A 15335-nucleotide genomic window follows, 5' to 3' on the forward strand; every position below is an offset into this window, starting at 1 on the left:
ATGCGCCACGGAAGAGGTGCCCGGGATCAGCAGGATATTTGGGGAACGCTGCAGCAGCCATGCCAGCGCAACCTGCATTGCCGTGACGCCCAGCGAGTCGGCGACAGCCTGCAGCCCGGAAGATTGCAGTGGCGTAAAGCCTCCCAGTGGGAAGAACGGCACATACGCAATCCCCTGCTGCGCCAGCAGATCCACCAGCGCGTCGTCACCCCGGTTCACAATGTTGTACATGTTCTGCACGCACACCACCGGTACCAGCTTCCGGGCTTCCGCGACCTGGGTTGCCGTGACGTTGCTCAGGCCAATATGCCGCACCAGCCCCTGCTGCTGTAATTCTGCCAGGGTGGAAAGCGGTTCAGCAATCGATCCTTCCGCCGGCCCGTGTGCGCTAAACATGATCCGCAGATTCACCACGTCCAGCACGTCCAGCTGCAGATTACGCAGGTTGTCATGCACCGCCTGCGTCAGTTCCTGCGCGGAAAAGGCCGGCAGCCAGGCGCCTTTGTCATCGCGACGGGCGCCGATCTTGGTGACGAGCGTCAGATCGTCCCGGTACGGGTGAAGCGCCTCGCGGATCAGCTGGTTAGTGACATGAGGGCCGTAAAAATCACTGGTATCAATGTGGTTCACCCCCGCCGCCACCGCTTCGCGCAGCACGTCCAGCGCGGCCTGCTTATCCTTCGGCGGCCCAAAGACGCCAGGCCCGGCCAGCTGCATCGCACCGTAGCCCAGCCGTTTCACCGTCCGCGTCCCGAGCGCGTACGTCCCGCTTTTATCAATGCTGCTCATGTTGACCTTCCTCATAAAAATGATCCGGATTTACAACAGGTTCCCTCAGGGAGCCCTTAGTTAAGCGCGAGTTAAATTAAAGTTTAAATTCTATACGACGATAGTATTGGTGTACCTCTGCATCCTTTCTAACGGACGACCGCTATGCTGAAAAATCTGCACGTGATTACCGGTATTATCTTTGCCCTCACCATATTCTGTCTGCTGCAAGTTGTCACGGGAGGGTTGTTCTACTCTGCCGTCAGTAACGATCGCCATAACTTCCAGAATTCCGGCGTGCTCAATGCCCAGCAGGAAAGCCTGAGCGACAGCGTGAACACGCTGGTGAAAACGCGCGTCACCGTCACCCGCGTGGCGATCCGCTATCTGAAAAACCAGCGTGACCCGGCTTCCCTGGCGGCGATCAATAAGCTGCTTGGCACCGCAGGCGACTCGCTGGCAAAAGCCGAAGCCTATAACAAAGAGTGGCAGAAACTGCCGCAGGTTAAGGGCCAGGAGGCGGCATTGACCGACGAGATGCAGAAATCATGGAACCAGATGCGCGAAGTGATGCGCTTATCGATTGAGTATCTGCGTGCCGACAACTATCAGGCCTATGGGGATCTGGACGCGCAGCAGGCGCAGGACGACATGGAGGCGGTCTATAACCGCTGGCGCGCCGAAAACAACACCCTGCTGAAGGCCGCAACCGAAGAGAACCAGAGCAGCTTCACGCAGATGCAGTGGACCCTGGCGGCAATTCTGCTGGCCGTTATCGCGGTTCTGGTGGTCATCTGGCAGGGTTTACAGCACCTGCTGTTAAAACCACTCCACTCCATTATGAACCATATTCGCGCCATTGCAGGGGGCGACCTGACGCAGGATATCGCAATATCTGGCCGCAACGAGATGGGTCAGTTGGCCGCTGGCCTGCATGAGATGCAGCAGTCGCTGGTGACCACCGTCAGCGCCGTGCGCGGAAGCACCGATTCCATCTACACCGGCGCAGGCGAAATTGCCGCAGGAAGCAACGATCTGTCCGCCCGCACCGAGCAGCAGGCCGCCTCGCTGGAAGAGACTGCCGCCAGCATGGAAGAGCTGACCGCGACGGTTAAACAGAACTCCGATAACGCCCGTCAGGCCACGCTGCTGGCGAAAAACGCCTCTGAAACGGCCGCGCGCGGCGGTCACGTCGTGGATAACGTGGTTCGCACCATGAACGAAATCGCCGACAGTTCGCAGCAAATTGCGCATATTACCAGCGTGATCGACAGCATCGCGTTCCAGACGAACATTCTGGCGCTTAACGCCGCGGTGGAAGCCGCACGCGCCGGGGAACAGGGGCGTGGCTTTGCGGTTGTCGCGGGCGAGGTCCGTACGCTGGCGAGCCGCAGCGCGCAGGCAGCGAAAGAGATCAAAGGACTTATCGAGAACTCCGTCAGCCGGGTGAATACCGGCTCTGAGCAGGTGAGCGAGGCGGGCACCACCATGAAGGAAATCGTCGCCGCCGTTACCCGCGTGACCGATATCATGGGCGAGATTTCCTCTGCCTCTGACGAGCAGAGCCGCGGCATTGAGCAGGTGAGCCTGGCCGTTTCGCAGATGGACAGCGTGACGCAGCAAAACGCCGCGCTGGTGCAGGAGTCCGCCACGGCGGCTGCGGCACTGGAAGATCAGTCCGAGCAGCTGCGCCAGGCGGTAGCGGCGTTTCGTCTGAACGGCAAAGAAAAAGCGGTCGCTCCACGCCCGGCCAATCTGAAAACGCCACAGCTGCTGCGCCCGGCAACGACAAACGCCTCCACCGACAGCAACTGGGAAACGTTCTGAGTCTCAGGCGGGCGAGAATATCGCCCGCTAGCGGCTGCGCTTGGCGTGCCGCTCCCAGTTCTCCTGTTTTGCTTCATCGGATTTTCGCAGTGAAACGTAACATGCCCCGCTGCCGCCGTGATGCGGCAGCGCCACGCAGAAGGCCTGTACATCCTCGAACTCGGTTAACCAGCGCGCCAGGTAGCTGCGCACCACATTCGGATGCGAGTTCTGCTCCCGCCCTTTCCCGTGAATAATAATCAGGTTACGTAACCCGTCACGTCTGGCCTGGCAGATAAAAGAAAACAGCATCTGACGGCAGCGTTCGGCAGGCTGACGCAGGAGGTTTAAGCTGGCCTGGCGGGCATATTTACCCGAGCGCAGCTTATCGATAACGCCCTGCTGCACCCCTTCGCGCTGGAACGCCAGCGGTTCTTCCAGGGGAAGAAGGTCAAGAAAATCGAGCGTCAGGAAGTTATCCAGCTGTTCATTATCCACCTCCTCGCGCACCCGGGTATTGCGGCTGGGCTGCCAGTGAATATCCGGGCCACGCTTCAGCGGCTGGACATCTTCCATGGCGTCAAGAAAAAAGGATTTGTCGTCAGGGTTCATGGATATCCTCCGGCTACAACTGAGGACGGTACTATACCTGCGCCCGAGACAGGCCTCAATCACCGTTACAGGCCGTCGTGCGCAACAAATATTAACCTGATGAATATATATAGTATTTATAAAATAAACTTAAATGTGACTTAACTAAAATTTCAGCAAAGATGAAATAAGTGATTTGTGTTAAATTTTCGTAAAATCAAACACTCAATATCCTTTCATTTTGCGGGAAAGGTGTTATACCTAAATATACCTGCTTCATGGATATAATACTCAGGATTGGCGAAAGGACGCACTGCTGTGTGTACTGGAGGGTCTGTCAGATGTCGGACAGACCCTGTTTTTTTATGGTCGGCTTTTCACGCCACGACTATTTTCCTCGCATCCCTTCTGAACTGTGTAATTAATGATTCGGCAAGGGGCGTCTGACGTGAATCACGGCGCTGAATTAAATAATATGCTGCTTTTGGAAGCGACTCGACAACCGGCAGCATGACCAGGCGGTGCGCCAGCAGCGGGTCACACCCTAGCTCCTGCGGCAATATGCTTAGAAAATCACTTTGCGCAACCAGGCTAATACAGGAGGAAAAGGTTTCACAGACCACACCAATTCGCGGTATTTGCGAGCGATGGCTAAATACCTCTTCTAACTGCTTATAATAACTTCCCCGCGGGGTCGGCATTGTCCAGTTATAATGCAGAAGTTCATTAATCGACGTTGCCCCCGTCGCCGGATGCCCTTCCCGACAAAATACCGCAAACGGTTTTTCGAAAAGTTTTTCAAACGTAAATTCCTGATCGTAAGGCCCCTGATAATAGGTATTGATGGTGAAGTCCAGTTCACCCTGGCGTAATTCATTGATCATCGATACCAGCTGCCCTTCCATAATCCGCACCTTGACCTGCGGATGCTGCGCGTGAAAGCGGGTAATGACGGCGGGCATAAGCGTGCGTGAAACGCTGGCCCCCATCCCGATGTTGATCTGCCCGGCCAGCTCCCCCTGCCGCTGACGAATGTCATCCTGCGCCGCGCGCAGCTCTTCCAGGATCAACCTGGCACGCTGGTAAAAACCCTCACCGCATTCCGTCAACGCGACGCCCTTACTCCTGCGCACGAAAAGCTGCGCCGCCATGCCCTCTTCCAGCTCTTTGATGGATTTGGTCAGCGCCGGCTGGGAAAGATTCAGCGTTCTGCTGGCACCGCGAATGCTGCCCTGACGCGCGACTTCAACAAACGCCCGGATTTGATGAAATTTAATCTGGAATGTCATAGCCCGACCGATAACCGTTGTTTATCAGAGTAAAGAAACTGTCATCTACTTTAATGGAAAGGGATGTGCGAGGGTAATTCCTGAACGGTTAAAACTGTGAAAAATCGGTTAGTGATAAGTAAAAACTATCACATCGTGAAGCAGTTCACATATTTTAATGATGACAGGAACAGATATGGACACACTGGCACAGTACATCCAGACGTTACCCCCGCAGCTGAGCGCATGGCGTCATGATTTTCACCATTTCGCGGAATCCGGCTGGGTAGAGTTTCGTACCGCCGCGAAAGTCGCGGAAATCCTGGACTCGCTGGGTTACGAACTGGCGATGGGTCGCGACGTGGTCGATGCCGAAAGCCGGATGGGGCTGCCCGATACCGCTACCCTGGCGCATGAGTTTGCCCGCGCACGGGCGCAGGGCGCGCCTGAGAAATGGCTGGCGCCGTTTGAAGGCGGCTTTACCGGCATTGTGGCGACCCTCAATACCGGCCGCCCTGGCCCAACCCTGGCGTTTCGCGTCGACATGGACGCCCTTGATTTAAGCGAAGCGCTCGACGACAGCCATCGTCCGTTCCGCGACGGGTTTGCCTCCTGCAACGCGGGAATGATGCACGCCTGCGCGCACGACGGCCACACCACCATTGGTCTGGGGCTGGCGCAGGTGCTTAAGCAGAATGAAGCCCGGCTGAACGGCACCATCAAGCTGATCTTCCAGCCCGCCGAAGAAGGTACGCGCGGCGCGCGCGCCATGGTTGCCGCCGGGGCGCTGGACGACGTGGACTATTTCACGGCTATCCATATTGGTACTGGCGTGCCTGCCGGAACGGTGATCTGCGGCAGCGATAACTTTATGGCCACCACCAAGTTCGACGTGAGTTTTACCGGCGTGGCCGCACACGCGGGCGGTAAGCCGGAGGACGGTCGTAACGCCCTGCTCGCCGCCGCGCAGGCCGCCCTCGCCCTGCACAGCATCGCCCCGCACAGCGAAGGTGCCTCCCGGGTAAACGTCGGCGTGATGCAGGCGGGCAGCGGACGCAACGTGGTGCCCGCGAATGCCCTGATGAAGATTGAAACGCGCGGTGAAAGCGAAGCGATTAATCAGTACGTTTTTGAACGCGCGCAGGCGGTCATTACCGGCGCGGCGGCGCTCTACGGCGTGAGCGCCGAGATGCGCCTGATGGGGGCTGCCACCTCCAGCGCACCGACGCCGGCCTGGGTGGATTATCTGCGCGAGCAGGCGAGTCAGGTTTCCGGGGTTGTTCACGCCATCGATAAGGTGAAGGCGCCAGCAGGCTCCGAAGACGCCACGCTGATGATGGCCCGCGTGCAGCAGAACGGCGGCATGGCGTCCTATATGGTGTTTGGCACGGAGTTGAGCGCCGGACATCACAACGAAAAATTCGACTTCGATGAGCAGGTCATGCCTGTCGCCATCGAAACGCTGGCGCGAACTGCGCTTAATTTCCCGTGGACGCGAGGTGTGTAATGCAGGAGAACTACGCTTTTATTGCCGATGCGATCGACACGCGATGTCGGATGTTAACCGATATTGCCGATGCGATCTGGGATCGTCCCGAAACCCGCTTTGAAGAGTTCTGGTCCGCAGAACGACTGGCCAGCGAGCTGGAAGCAGAAGGCTTCACGCTGATCCGCGAGGCAGGCGGCATCCCCAACGCGTTTATCGCCAGCTTCGGCAGCGGGAAACCGGTTATCGCCCTGCTGGGCGAGTACGACGCGCTGGCCGGGTTAAGCCAGCAGGCACACTGCGCGACCGCGCAGACCGCCACGCCGGGAGCCAACGGCCACGGCTGCGGGCATAACCTCTTAGGCACCGCGGCGCTTGCGGGCGCGGTGGCGGTGAAAAGCTGGCTGGAGCAGCACGGCGGCAGCGGAACGGTGCGTTTTTACGGCTGTCCCGGCGAAGAAGGCGGCTCCGGGAAAACCTTTATGGTGCGCGAAGGGCTGTTTGATGACGTCGATGCTGCCGTCACCTGGCACCCGGAAGCCTTTGCCGGGATGTTTAACGTCAGCACGCTGGCGAATATTCAGGCCGCCTGGCGTTTTCACGGCGTGGCGGCACACGCGGCCAACTCCCCTCACCTGGGACGCAGCGCGCTGGACGCCGTGACGCTGATGACCACCGGCACCAACTTCCTTAACGAACACATTATCGAGAAAGCGCGCGTCCATTACGCCATTACCGATACCGGCGGGATTTCGCCCAACGTGGTACAGGCGCAGGCCGAGGTGCTGTACCTGATCCGCGCCCCGGAGATGGCGGATGCGCAGCAGATCTACGAGCGCATCGAGAAAATTGCCCAGGGCGCGGCGCTGATGACCGAAACCACCGTCGAGTGCCGCTTTGATAAAGCCTGCTCCAGCTACCTGCCGAACCGCACGCTTGAGGCGGCGATGTATCGCGCCCTGCAGCACTACGGCACGCCGGAGTGGACCAACGAGGAGCGAGAGTTTGCCCGCGAGATCCGCGCCACGCTGACGCCCAACGATTTGCAAAACAGCCTGAAAAATATTGCCGCCACGGGTGGCGAAGCGGGTAAAGCCTTTGCCCGTCGTCATCAGGCGACGCTGCTGGTGGATGAAGTCGCGCCTTATGCCGTCACCGACAACGTGCTGGCGGGTTCAACCGACGTGGGTGACGTCAGCTGGAAAATGCCGGTCGCCCAGTGCTTCAGCCCCTGTTTTACCGTCGGCACGCCGCTGCATACCTGGCAACTGGTATCTCAGGGGCGAACCTCTATTGCCCACAAAGGCATGCTGCTGGCCGGGAAAGTGATGGGCGCGACCGCGCTCAATCTGCTGCAGGACGCCGCGCTGCTGAAAAAATGCCGTGAAGAGTTCGAACAACAAATACAAGAAAAACCGTACGTGTGTCCGATCCCACGAGGCGTGACACCGTCACCTTTAAAATAAAAAACACAACACAACAACACAACAGTCCCGAGGAACGCCCATGAGTATGTCATCCATACCTTCGCATTCCCCATCCGGTAAGCTCTATGGCTGGGTTGAAAGGATCGGCAATAAAGTGCCGCACCCTTTCCTGCTGTTTATCTATCTGATCGTGATTTTGATGGTCGCCACCGCCGTGCTCTCCGCCTTTGACGTCAGCGTGCGCAGCCCGGCCGACGGCAGCCTGGTGGCGGTAAAGAACCTGCTCAGCGTTGACGGGCTACACTGGTTTTTACCTAACGTCATCAAAAACTTCAGCGGTTTCGCCCCGCTGGGCGCCATTCTGGCGCTGGTGCTGGGCGCCGGGCTGGCAGAACGCGTTGGCCTGCTGCCCGCATTAATGGTGAAGATGGCTTCCCACGTCAGCGCGCGGTACGCGAGCTACATGGTGCTGTTTATCGCCTTCTTCAGCCATATCTCCTCCGACGCCGCGCTGGTGATCATGCCGCCGATGGGGGCGCTGATTTTTCTCGCCGTCGGTCGTCATCCCGTGGCGGGCCTGCTGTCGGCGATTGCGGGGGTGGGCTGCGGATTCACCGCTAACCTGCTTATCGTCACCACCGACGTGTTGCTCTCGGGCATCAGCACGGAGGCGGCAAAGACCATCGATGCGTCCATGCACGTCAGCGTGATCGACAACTGGTACTTTATGGCAAGCTCGGTCATTGTCCTGACGATTGTCGGCGGGCTGATTACCGATAAGATCGTCGAGCCGCGCCTGGGCAAATGGGAAGGCCGTAGCGATGAAAAGCTGGAGACCCTGAGCAAAGAGCAGCGCTTCGGCCTGCGCGTGGCTGGCGTGGTCTCGCTGGCCTTTATCGCGCTGGTGGCGCTGATGGTGGTCCCGGAAAACGGCATATTGCGCGATCCGGTTAAACATACGGTCCTGCCGTCACCGTTTATTCAGGGCATTGTGCCGCTGATTATCCTCTTCTTCTTTGTCGTTTCGCTCGCCTACGGAATCGCTACCGGCAAAATCCGCCGTCAGGGCGATTTGCCGCAGCTGATGATCGAGCCGATGAAGGAGATGGCGGGCTTTATCGTGATGGTGTTCCCGCTGGCGCAGTTTGTGGCGATGTTTAACTGGAGCAACATGGGCAAGTTTATGGCCGTGGGCCTGACCGACGCGCTGGAGGCTGCCGGATTAAGCGGCGTACCGGCGTTTGTCGGCCTGGCGCTTCTGTCATCCCTGCTGTGCATGTTTATCGCCAGCGGTTCCGCCATCTGGTCGATTCTGGCCCCGATCTTCGTGCCGATGTTTATGATGCTGGGGTTCCACCCGGCTTTTGCCCAGATCCTGTTCCGCATCGCGGACTCTTCGGTTATTCCGCTGGCGCCAGTCTCGCCGTTTGTTCCGCTGTTTTTAGGCTTCCTGCAGCGCTATAAACCCGAGGCCAAACTGGGTACCTACTATTCGCTGGTTTTACCCTACCCGCTTATCTTTTTAGGGGTATGGCTGGTGATGCTGGTGGCATGGTATCTTGTCGGCCTGCCGATTGGACCGGGGATTTACCCGAGGCTGAACTAAAGGAATGAGGATGCTGAGATTACTCGAAGACAAGATTGCGACGCCGCTCGGGCCGCTGTGGGTGATCGCGGACGAGCAGTTCTGCCTGCGCGCGGTTGAATGGGAAGAGCACAGCGACCGCATGGAAGAACTGCTTGCGATTCACTACCGCTCACAGGGATATGAACGTATCCGCGCCACCAATCCGGGCGGGCTGAGCGACAAGCTTGCGGCGTACTTCGAAGGCGATCTCAGCATCATCGATACTCTGCCGACCGCCACGGCGGGCACGCCTTTTCAGCGCGAAGTGTGGCAGGCGCTACGTTCGATTCCGTGCGGGCAGGTCATGCATTACGGCCAGCTTGCGGAGCAGCTAGGCCGCGCAGGAGCAGCACGCGCGGTGGGTGCCGCGAACGGCTCTAACCCGGTGAGCATCGTGGTACCCTGCCATCGCGTCATTGGCCGTAACGGTACCATGACAGGCTATGCCGGTGGCGTGCAGCGAAAAGAGTGGCTGCTGCGTCACGAAGGGTATCTCTTGCTCTAGTTCCCAGGCTTTTTGTGCTTAATTTTCTACCGGTTAGGGTAAAAATCCATAATCAAGCTGTGGAATTTCAAGAAGATGGCGACACGTTGTCGTCTCTTGTCCTTATTGAGGGTTTGTCAGGCTTACGTACTTACCAAAAAGATGTTAAAATTGACCAATATCAATTAAGGCTTGAGCAAACCTATGATCCCGGAAAAGCGAATTATACGACGCATTCAGTCTGGCGGTTGTGCTATCCATTGCCAGGATTGCAGCATCAGCCAGCTCTGTATCCCGTTTACCCTGAATGAGCATGAACTCGATCAGCTTGATAATATCATCGAGCGCAAAAAGCCTATTCAGAAAGGGCAGACGCTGTTTAAAGCGGGAGACGAACTGAAATCGCTCTATGCTATCCGTTCTGGCACCATCAAGAGCTACACCATCACCGAACAGGGTGATGAGCAGATCACCGGCTTCCATCTGGCGGGCGACCTGGTGGGCTTTGATGCCATCGGCACGGGCCATCACCCGAGCTTTGCTCAGGCACTCGAAACCTCAATGGTTTGCGAAATCCCGTTTGAAACCCTGGACGATCTCTCCGGCAAGATGCCTAACCTGCGTCAGCAGATGATGCGTCTGATGAGCGGTGAAATCAAAGGCGATCAGGACATGATTCTGCTGCTTTCCAAAAAGAATGCAGAAGAGCGCCTGGCCGCGTTTATCTACAACCTCTCCCGCCGCTTCGCCGAGCGTGGCTTCTCGCCGCGTGAATTCCGTCTGACGATGACGCGTGGCGATATCGGTAACTACCTGGGTCTGACCGTGGAAACCATCAGCCGTCTGCTGGGTCGTTTCCAGAAGAGCGGGATGCTGGCCGTTAAAGGTAAATACATCACTATCGAAAACGGTGAAGCGCTGGCCGTTCTTGCCGGGCACGCCCGCAACGTGGCATAACTTTCCACCTGTTGATGACCAGACTGATAAATTCTTGTGATTTATTGGTCTGGTATAATCACTTTCGTTTCAAGATATTTTCACCGTAGTACGTCCCCACACAGCGCCCGAAAGGTTCTCGTTGAGGTTATGAATTGAGAGAAAGTTTGTTTTTCGTTTCAGTCGTGATCGCCTCAGTGACCTTTATCTTCATCTGGATCATGCTTGTCGGCCCGATGAAGGGGGAGGAAAAAACCTACGTTCAGGACTCCACGACCTTTGCGATAGCGGTGATGGTGCTGCTGTTTATTGCGTTTATCGCGGTGACGACCACAGTGCTTTTCCTCTGATAAATTTTCATGAATTATTGATCTGGCAAAACCTCCCCTCTGTTTCATTCAGGATATATAGGTTACTCTTTTAATTACAGACTGTGGTGACAGTAGTAAGGAGACCTGTATGGCCAAGTATCAAAACATGCTGGTAGCTATCGATCCGAATCAGGACGATCAGCCGGCATTACGACGTGCTGTGTATTTACATCAACGGATTGGTGGCAAAATCAAAGCGTTTTTGCCGATCTATGACTTCTCGTATGAGATGACCACCCTTCTGTCGCCTGACGAGCGCACCGCTATGCGTCAGGGCGTCATCAGCCAGCGTACCGCGTGGATCCGTGAACAGGCGAAGTATTACCTGGAAGCGGGTGTGCCCATTGATATTAAAGTGGTCTGGCATAACCGACCTTTCGAAGCCATCATCCAGGAGATTGTCGCCGGTGGGCACGACCTGCTGCTGAAGATGGCGCACCAGCACGACAAGCTGGAATCTGTGATCTTCACCCCGACCGACTGGCACTTGCTGCGTAAATGTCCTTGCCCGGTCTGGATGGTGAAAGACCAGCCGTGGCCTGAAGGCGGGAAAGCCGTTGTGGCGGTAAACCTCGCGAGCGAAGAGGATTACCACAATTCGCTGAACGAGAAGCTGGTGAAGGAGACCCTCCAGCTTGCCGATCAGGTGAATCATACCGAAGTGCATCTGGTGGGCGCCTATCCGGTCACCCCGATTAACATTGCCATTGAGCTGCCTGAATTTGACCCAAGCGTGTACAACGACGCGATCCGCGGTCAGCACCTGCTGGCCATGAAAGCGCTGCGCCAGAAATTCAGCATTGATGAGAAAATGACCCACGTGGAAAAAGGGCTGCCTGAAGAGGTGATCCCGGACCTGGCGGAACACCTGCAGGCGGGGATTGTGGTGCTGGGCACAATTGGCAGAACCGGTATTTCTGCCGCGTTCCTCGGCAATACCGCCGAACAGGTAATCGACCATCTGCGCTGCGACCTGCTGGTCATTAAGCCGGATGAGTACCAGACGCCGGTTGAGCTGGATGACCCGGAAGACGATTGATCCCTAACGCCCGGCGGCGCAAGCTTGCCGGGCCTACAAAACCGTAGGCCGGGTAAGCGTGAGCACCACCCGGCAATAAAAAAACCGCCGGATTCGGCGGTTTTTTCGTTTCAACGCAACTTACAGCGCTTTCAGAATCGCATCCACGCTGGCTTTGGCATCGCCAAACAGCATGTGGGTGTTCTCTTTGAAGAACAGCGGGTTCTGAACCCCGGCATAGCCGGTATTCATGGAGCGTTTAAACACAATCACGTTCTGCGCCTTCCACACTTCCAGAACCGGCATACCGGCGATTGGGCTACCCGGATCGTCCTGTGCAGCAGGGTTAACGGTATCGTTGGCGCCAATGACCAGCACGGTGTCGGTGTCGGCGAAATCATCGTTGATCTCATCCATTTCCAGCACGATGTCGTAAGGCACTTTCGCTTCCGCCAGCAGCACGTTCATATGGCCAGGCAGACGCCCTGCCACCGGGTGAATACCAAAGCGAACCTTAATGCCCCGCGCGCGCAGCTTCTCGGTGATTTCCGCCACCGGATACTGCGCCTGCGCCACCGCCATGCCGTAGCCCGGAGTGATGATCACGGAATGCGAGTTTTTCAGCATGTCTGCAGTATCTTCCGCAGAAATTTCACGGTGTTCACCCACTTCTTCATCCGCACTGGAAGAAGACCCATCGGTCCCGAAACCACCGGCGATAACGCTGATGAACGAACGGTTCATCGCCTTACACATGATGTAAGACAGGATCGCACCGGAAGAACCCACCAGCGCACCGGTGACGATCAGCAGGTCGTTGCTCAGCATAAAGCCTGCCGCCGCTGCTGCCCAACCGGAGTAGGAGTTCAGCATCGAGACAACTACCGGCATATCCGCACCGCCGATGGACGCCACCAGGTGCCAGCCGAACGCCAGCGCGATGATGGTCATGACCAGCAACGCCAGCACCTGCAGACCGACGCTTTCGGTACGCACGAAAACCACCAGCAGTACAAACGACACGACCAGCGCCGCCAGGTTCAGCTTATGACGGTTTGGCAGCATCAGCGGTTTAGAGGAGATCTTCCCGCGCAGTTTGCCGAACGCGACAATAGAACCGGTGAAGGTCACCGCACCGATGAAGATACCGAGGAATACTTCCGTCAGGTGGATGTTCACCAGAATCGGTTCCAGGCCCGGTTCGTGATACAGGTAGCTGTTGAAGCCCACCAGCACCGCCGCCAGACCCACGAAGCTGTGCAGAATAGCGACCAGCTCCGGCATCTCGGTCATTTCAACGCGTTTCGCGAGGCGAATACCAATCGCGCCGCCGATGATCATCGCTACCAGGATCCACGCCACGTTGCCGGTATCCGGCCCGAAGATGGTGGCAATCAGCGCAATCGCCATCCCGGCGATACCAAAGTTATTCCCCTGCTGAGACGTTTCGTGTTTGGAAAGCCCCGCCAGACTGAAAATAAACAGGATTGCAGCAACAATGTATGCGGCTGTCACTAATCCTCCAGACATATGCTACCCCTTAGCCTTTACGAAACATTTTCAGCATGCGCTGAGTCACGGTGAAACCACCGAAAATATTGATACTGGCGATCAGCACCGCGATAAAGCTCAGGAAGCTGATCCAGCCGCCGTGACCAATCTGCAGTAACGCCCCCACTACGATGATCCCGGAGATGGCGTTGGTTACCGACATCAGCGGCGTGTGCAGCGCATGGGAGACGTTCCACACCACGTAGTAGCCTACGACGCAGGAGAGCGCGAAGACGGTAAAGTGGCCGAGGAACTCTTTCGGCGCGACGTCAGCCAGCCAGCCGAACAGAATAATCACCAGCGCCATGATCGCGTATTTGCGCCACGGAGAAGCCGGTTTGGCGGGCTCTTTAGGCGCGGGCGCCGCTTTCGCTGCCGCCTGAGGCTGAGCAGAAACCTGAATAGGCGGCGCAGGCCAGGTAATTTCACCTTCACGGACCACGGTGACGCCGCGCACCACCACATCGTCAAAATCGACGGTGATGTTGCCGTCTTTCTCTTTGCAAAGCAGCTTCAGCAGGTTGACGAGGTTAGTGCCGTAGAGCTGAGAAGACTGCGTTGGCAGACGGCCCGGCAGGTCGGTATAACCGATCACCTTCACGCCGTTCGCGGTCGTGGTCACCTGATTCGGTACGGTATATTCACAGTTACCGCCGTTTTGGGCGGCCAGGTCGACAATCACGCTGCCCGACTTCATGGAGTCAACCATCTCACGGGTAATCAGCTTCGGTGCCGGTTTACCGGGGATAAGCGCGGTGGTGACAATAATGTCGACATCTTTCGCCTGGGCAGCGAAGAGTTCCATTTCGGCTTTGATAAAGGCTTCGGACATCACCTTCGCGTAACCGTCGCCGCTGCCTGCCTCTTCCTTAAAGTCCAGCTCAAGGAATTCGGCTCCCATACTCTGAACCTGTTCCTTTACTTCAGGACGGGTGTCAAAGGCGCGTACGATAGCGCCCAGGCTGTTTGCCGCACCGATGGCGGCAAGGCCCGCTACGCCCGCACCAATCACCATCACTTTCGCCGGAGGGACTTTACCCGCGGCGGTGATTTGACCGGTAAAGAAGCGACCAAATTCGTGGGCCGCTTCAACAATGGCGCGGTAGCCGGCAATGTTTGCCATGGAGCTTAAGGCATCCAGCGACTGCGCGCGCGAAATGCGCGGCACGGAGTCCATCGCCATCACGGTCACGCCACGGGCCGCCAGCTTCTCCATCAGCTCCGGGTTTTGCGCAGGCCAGATGAAGCTCACCAGGGTCGTCCCCGGATTCAGCAGCGCAATTTCACTCTCTTCCGGTGCGTTGACCTTCAGAATTACCGGCGACTGCCAGACGTCAGCACCGTCGACCACTTCTGCGCCAGCCTGGATAAAGGCCTCGTCATCGAAACTCGCCAGTTTGCCTGCGCCGCTTTCGACCGCGACCGTAAAACCCAGTTTAAGCAGTTGCTCCACCGTTTTCGGTGTTGCCGCTACGCGGGTTTCATTGGCTAACCGTTCTTTTGGTACCCCAATACGCATAGTTTTCCCTTCCATCGGTTTTTGATGATGGTTTATCGATAAATGCCCGCGGTTTGTATCAATTTTCGCCATCGCGCGAGCGACGAGATATGATTAACCCCGGAAAATAAAACAGTAACAAACTGTCTATAACCTACTGAAAATAGCGCCCGTGATCTACCGCCAGAAAACACTATTTCTTACTTTATCTGTGAAAAATAAGCGATCGGCGTCACTGACAGTGATATTTACCTTAAATTCATCGCCAGAACCGATAAATCGCGCAAACGAAGCGGTAAAAACATGATATAGCGCCATAAGAGAACAACTTGTTAACATTAAATTAACTTGTAAAAGTCATATGCTTTATCAGTTTTACTTGTCAAACGCGTGTTTTTTCAACATATCACTAAATGTTATCGAATAAGGTGATTCAGTAAGCACGGGCAGTGAAAAATGGCGCAGACAGCGACGGGTTTTAAATGCAATAATCGGGACCGTCTC

13 protein-coding genes are annotated in these 15335 nt (G+C 56.6%); 8 read left to right on the forward strand and 5 right to left on the reverse strand.

All coding sequences use genetic code 11. The features are described 5' to 3' along the window. On the reverse strand, positions 1 to 789 hold a 789-nt coding region (locus DOU50_RS14460; protein ID WP_148769629.1), incomplete at its 3' end, for an aldo/keto reductase family oxidoreductase. A gap of 144 nt (positions 790 to 933) precedes the next feature. Between DOU50_RS14460 and tcp the strand changes: the two genes are divergently transcribed. Then, positions 934 to 2595 (forward strand): methyl-accepting chemotaxis citrate transducer, encoded by a 1662-nt coding sequence (gene tcp / locus DOU50_RS14465; protein WP_148769630.1) that lies wholly within the window; start codon positions 934 to 936, stop codon positions 2593 to 2595. A gap of 27 nt (positions 2596 to 2622) precedes the next feature. Here tcp and smrA read toward each other — a convergent pair whose 3' ends face one another. After that, on the reverse strand, positions 2623 to 3186 hold the full coding sequence (gene smrA / locus DOU50_RS14470; RefSeq protein WP_024909165.1) for a DNA endonuclease SmrA: 564 nt from the start codon (positions 3184 to 3186) through the stop codon (positions 2623 to 2625). A gap of 356 nt (positions 3187 to 3542) precedes the next feature. Then, entirely contained in the window at positions 3543 to 4454 is a 912-nt protein-coding gene (locus DOU50_RS14475) for a LysR family transcriptional regulator (RefSeq protein ID WP_148769631.1), read from the reverse strand. Positions 4455 to 4629: 175 nt separating this feature from the next. Between DOU50_RS14475 and DOU50_RS14480 the strand changes: the two genes are divergently transcribed. The 7 genes from DOU50_RS14480 (at position 4630) to uspE (ending at position 11803) form a co-directional block, all read left to right on the forward strand. After that, positions 4630 to 5940 carry a M20 family metallo-hydrolase gene (locus tag DOU50_RS14480; RefSeq protein ID WP_148769632.1) on the forward strand — a complete coding sequence of 437 codons (1311 nt, stop codon included), beginning with the start codon at positions 4630 to 4632 and terminating at the stop codon, positions 5938 to 5940. Then, positions 5940 to 7385, forward strand: a complete 1446-nt coding sequence (locus DOU50_RS14485; protein ID WP_148769633.1) for a M20 family metallopeptidase — start codon at positions 5940 to 5942, stop codon at positions 7383 to 7385. The genes DOU50_RS14480 and DOU50_RS14485 overlap by 1 nt, the downstream gene beginning before the upstream one ends. A 40-nt stretch (positions 7386 to 7425) precedes the next feature. Next, entirely contained in the window at positions 7426 to 8952 is a 1527-nt protein-coding gene (abgT, locus tag DOU50_RS14490; protein ID WP_148769634.1) for a p-aminobenzoyl-glutamate transporter, read from the forward strand. 10 nt (positions 8953 to 8962) lie between these two features. After that, positions 8963 to 9478: a methylated-DNA--[protein]-cysteine S-methyltransferase gene (gene ogt / locus DOU50_RS14495; protein ID WP_032651063.1), complete on the forward strand. Its 516-nt coding sequence runs from the start codon at positions 8963 to 8965 to the stop codon at positions 9476 to 9478. 183 nt (positions 9479 to 9661) lie between these two features. Then, complete coding sequence (gene fnr / locus DOU50_RS14500; RefSeq protein ID WP_006174991.1) at positions 9662 to 10414, forward strand: fumarate/nitrate reduction transcriptional regulator Fnr; 753 nt, start codon at positions 9662 to 9664, stop codon at positions 10412 to 10414. A gap of 146 nt (positions 10415 to 10560) precedes the next feature. Continuing rightward, positions 10561 to 10743, forward strand: coding sequence for a hypothetical protein (locus DOU50_RS14505; RefSeq protein ID WP_014883604.1), 183 nt, complete (start codon positions 10561 to 10563; stop codon positions 10741 to 10743). Between the two features lie 109 nt (positions 10744 to 10852). After that, on the forward strand, positions 10853 to 11803 hold the full coding sequence (uspE, locus tag DOU50_RS14510) for a universal stress protein UspE (protein ID WP_024909171.1): 951 nt from the start codon (positions 10853 to 10855) through the stop codon (positions 11801 to 11803). Between the two features lie 120 nt (positions 11804 to 11923). Here the strand turns inward: uspE and pntB are convergent, their stop codons facing one another. Then, positions 11924 to 13312, reverse strand: coding sequence for a Re/Si-specific NAD(P)(+) transhydrogenase subunit beta (pntB, locus tag DOU50_RS14515; protein WP_032668239.1), 1389 nt, complete (start codon positions 13310 to 13312; stop codon positions 11924 to 11926). A gap of 10 nt (positions 13313 to 13322) precedes the next feature. After that, a complete protein-coding gene (gene pntA, locus DOU50_RS14520) occupies positions 13323 to 14852 on the reverse strand; it encodes a Re/Si-specific NAD(P)(+) transhydrogenase subunit alpha (protein ID WP_024909330.1) in 1530 nt (509 codons plus the stop codon). Between the last annotated feature and the right edge of the window lie 483 nt (positions 14853 to 15335).

It is taken from the genome of Enterobacter sp. C6 (assembly GCF_008122455.1).
Classification (GTDB): domain Bacteria; phylum Pseudomonadota; class Gammaproteobacteria; order Enterobacterales; family Enterobacteriaceae; genus Enterobacter; species Enterobacter pseudoroggenkampii.

Coding starts and splice junctions, on each gene's coding strand:
- smrA (WP_024909165.1), bottom strand. CDS start 3,186: ATGAACCCTGACGACAAATCCTTTTTTCTTGACGCCATGGAAGATGTC.
- fnr (WP_006174991.1), top strand. CDS start 9,662: ATGATCCCGGAAAAGCGAATTATACGACGCATTCAGTCTGGCGGTTGT.
- DOU50_RS14475 (WP_148769631.1), bottom strand. CDS start 4,454: ATGACATTCCAGATTAAATTTCATCAAATCCGGGCGTTTGTTGAAGTC.
- ogt (WP_032651063.1), top strand. CDS start 8,963: ATGCTGAGATTACTCGAAGACAAGATTGCGACGCCGCTCGGGCCGCTG.
- DOU50_RS14480 (WP_148769632.1), top strand. CDS start 4,630: ATGGACACACTGGCACAGTACATCCAGACGTTACCCCCGCAGCTGAGC.
- pntB (WP_032668239.1), bottom strand. CDS start 13,312: ATGTCTGGAGGATTAGTGACAGCCGCATACATTGTTGCTGCAATCCTG.
- tcp (WP_148769630.1), top strand. CDS start 934: ATGCTGAAAAATCTGCACGTGATTACCGGTATTATCTTTGCCCTCACC.
- DOU50_RS14485 (WP_148769633.1), top strand. CDS start 5,940: ATGCAGGAGAACTACGCTTTTATTGCCGATGCGATCGACACGCGATGT.
- uspE (WP_024909171.1), top strand. CDS start 10,853: ATGGCCAAGTATCAAAACATGCTGGTAGCTATCGATCCGAATCAGGAC.
- pntA (WP_024909330.1), bottom strand. CDS start 14,852: ATGCGTATTGGGGTACCAAAAGAACGGTTAGCCAATGAAACCCGCGTA.
- abgT (WP_148769634.1), top strand. CDS start 7,426: ATGAGTATGTCATCCATACCTTCGCATTCCCCATCCGGTAAGCTCTAT.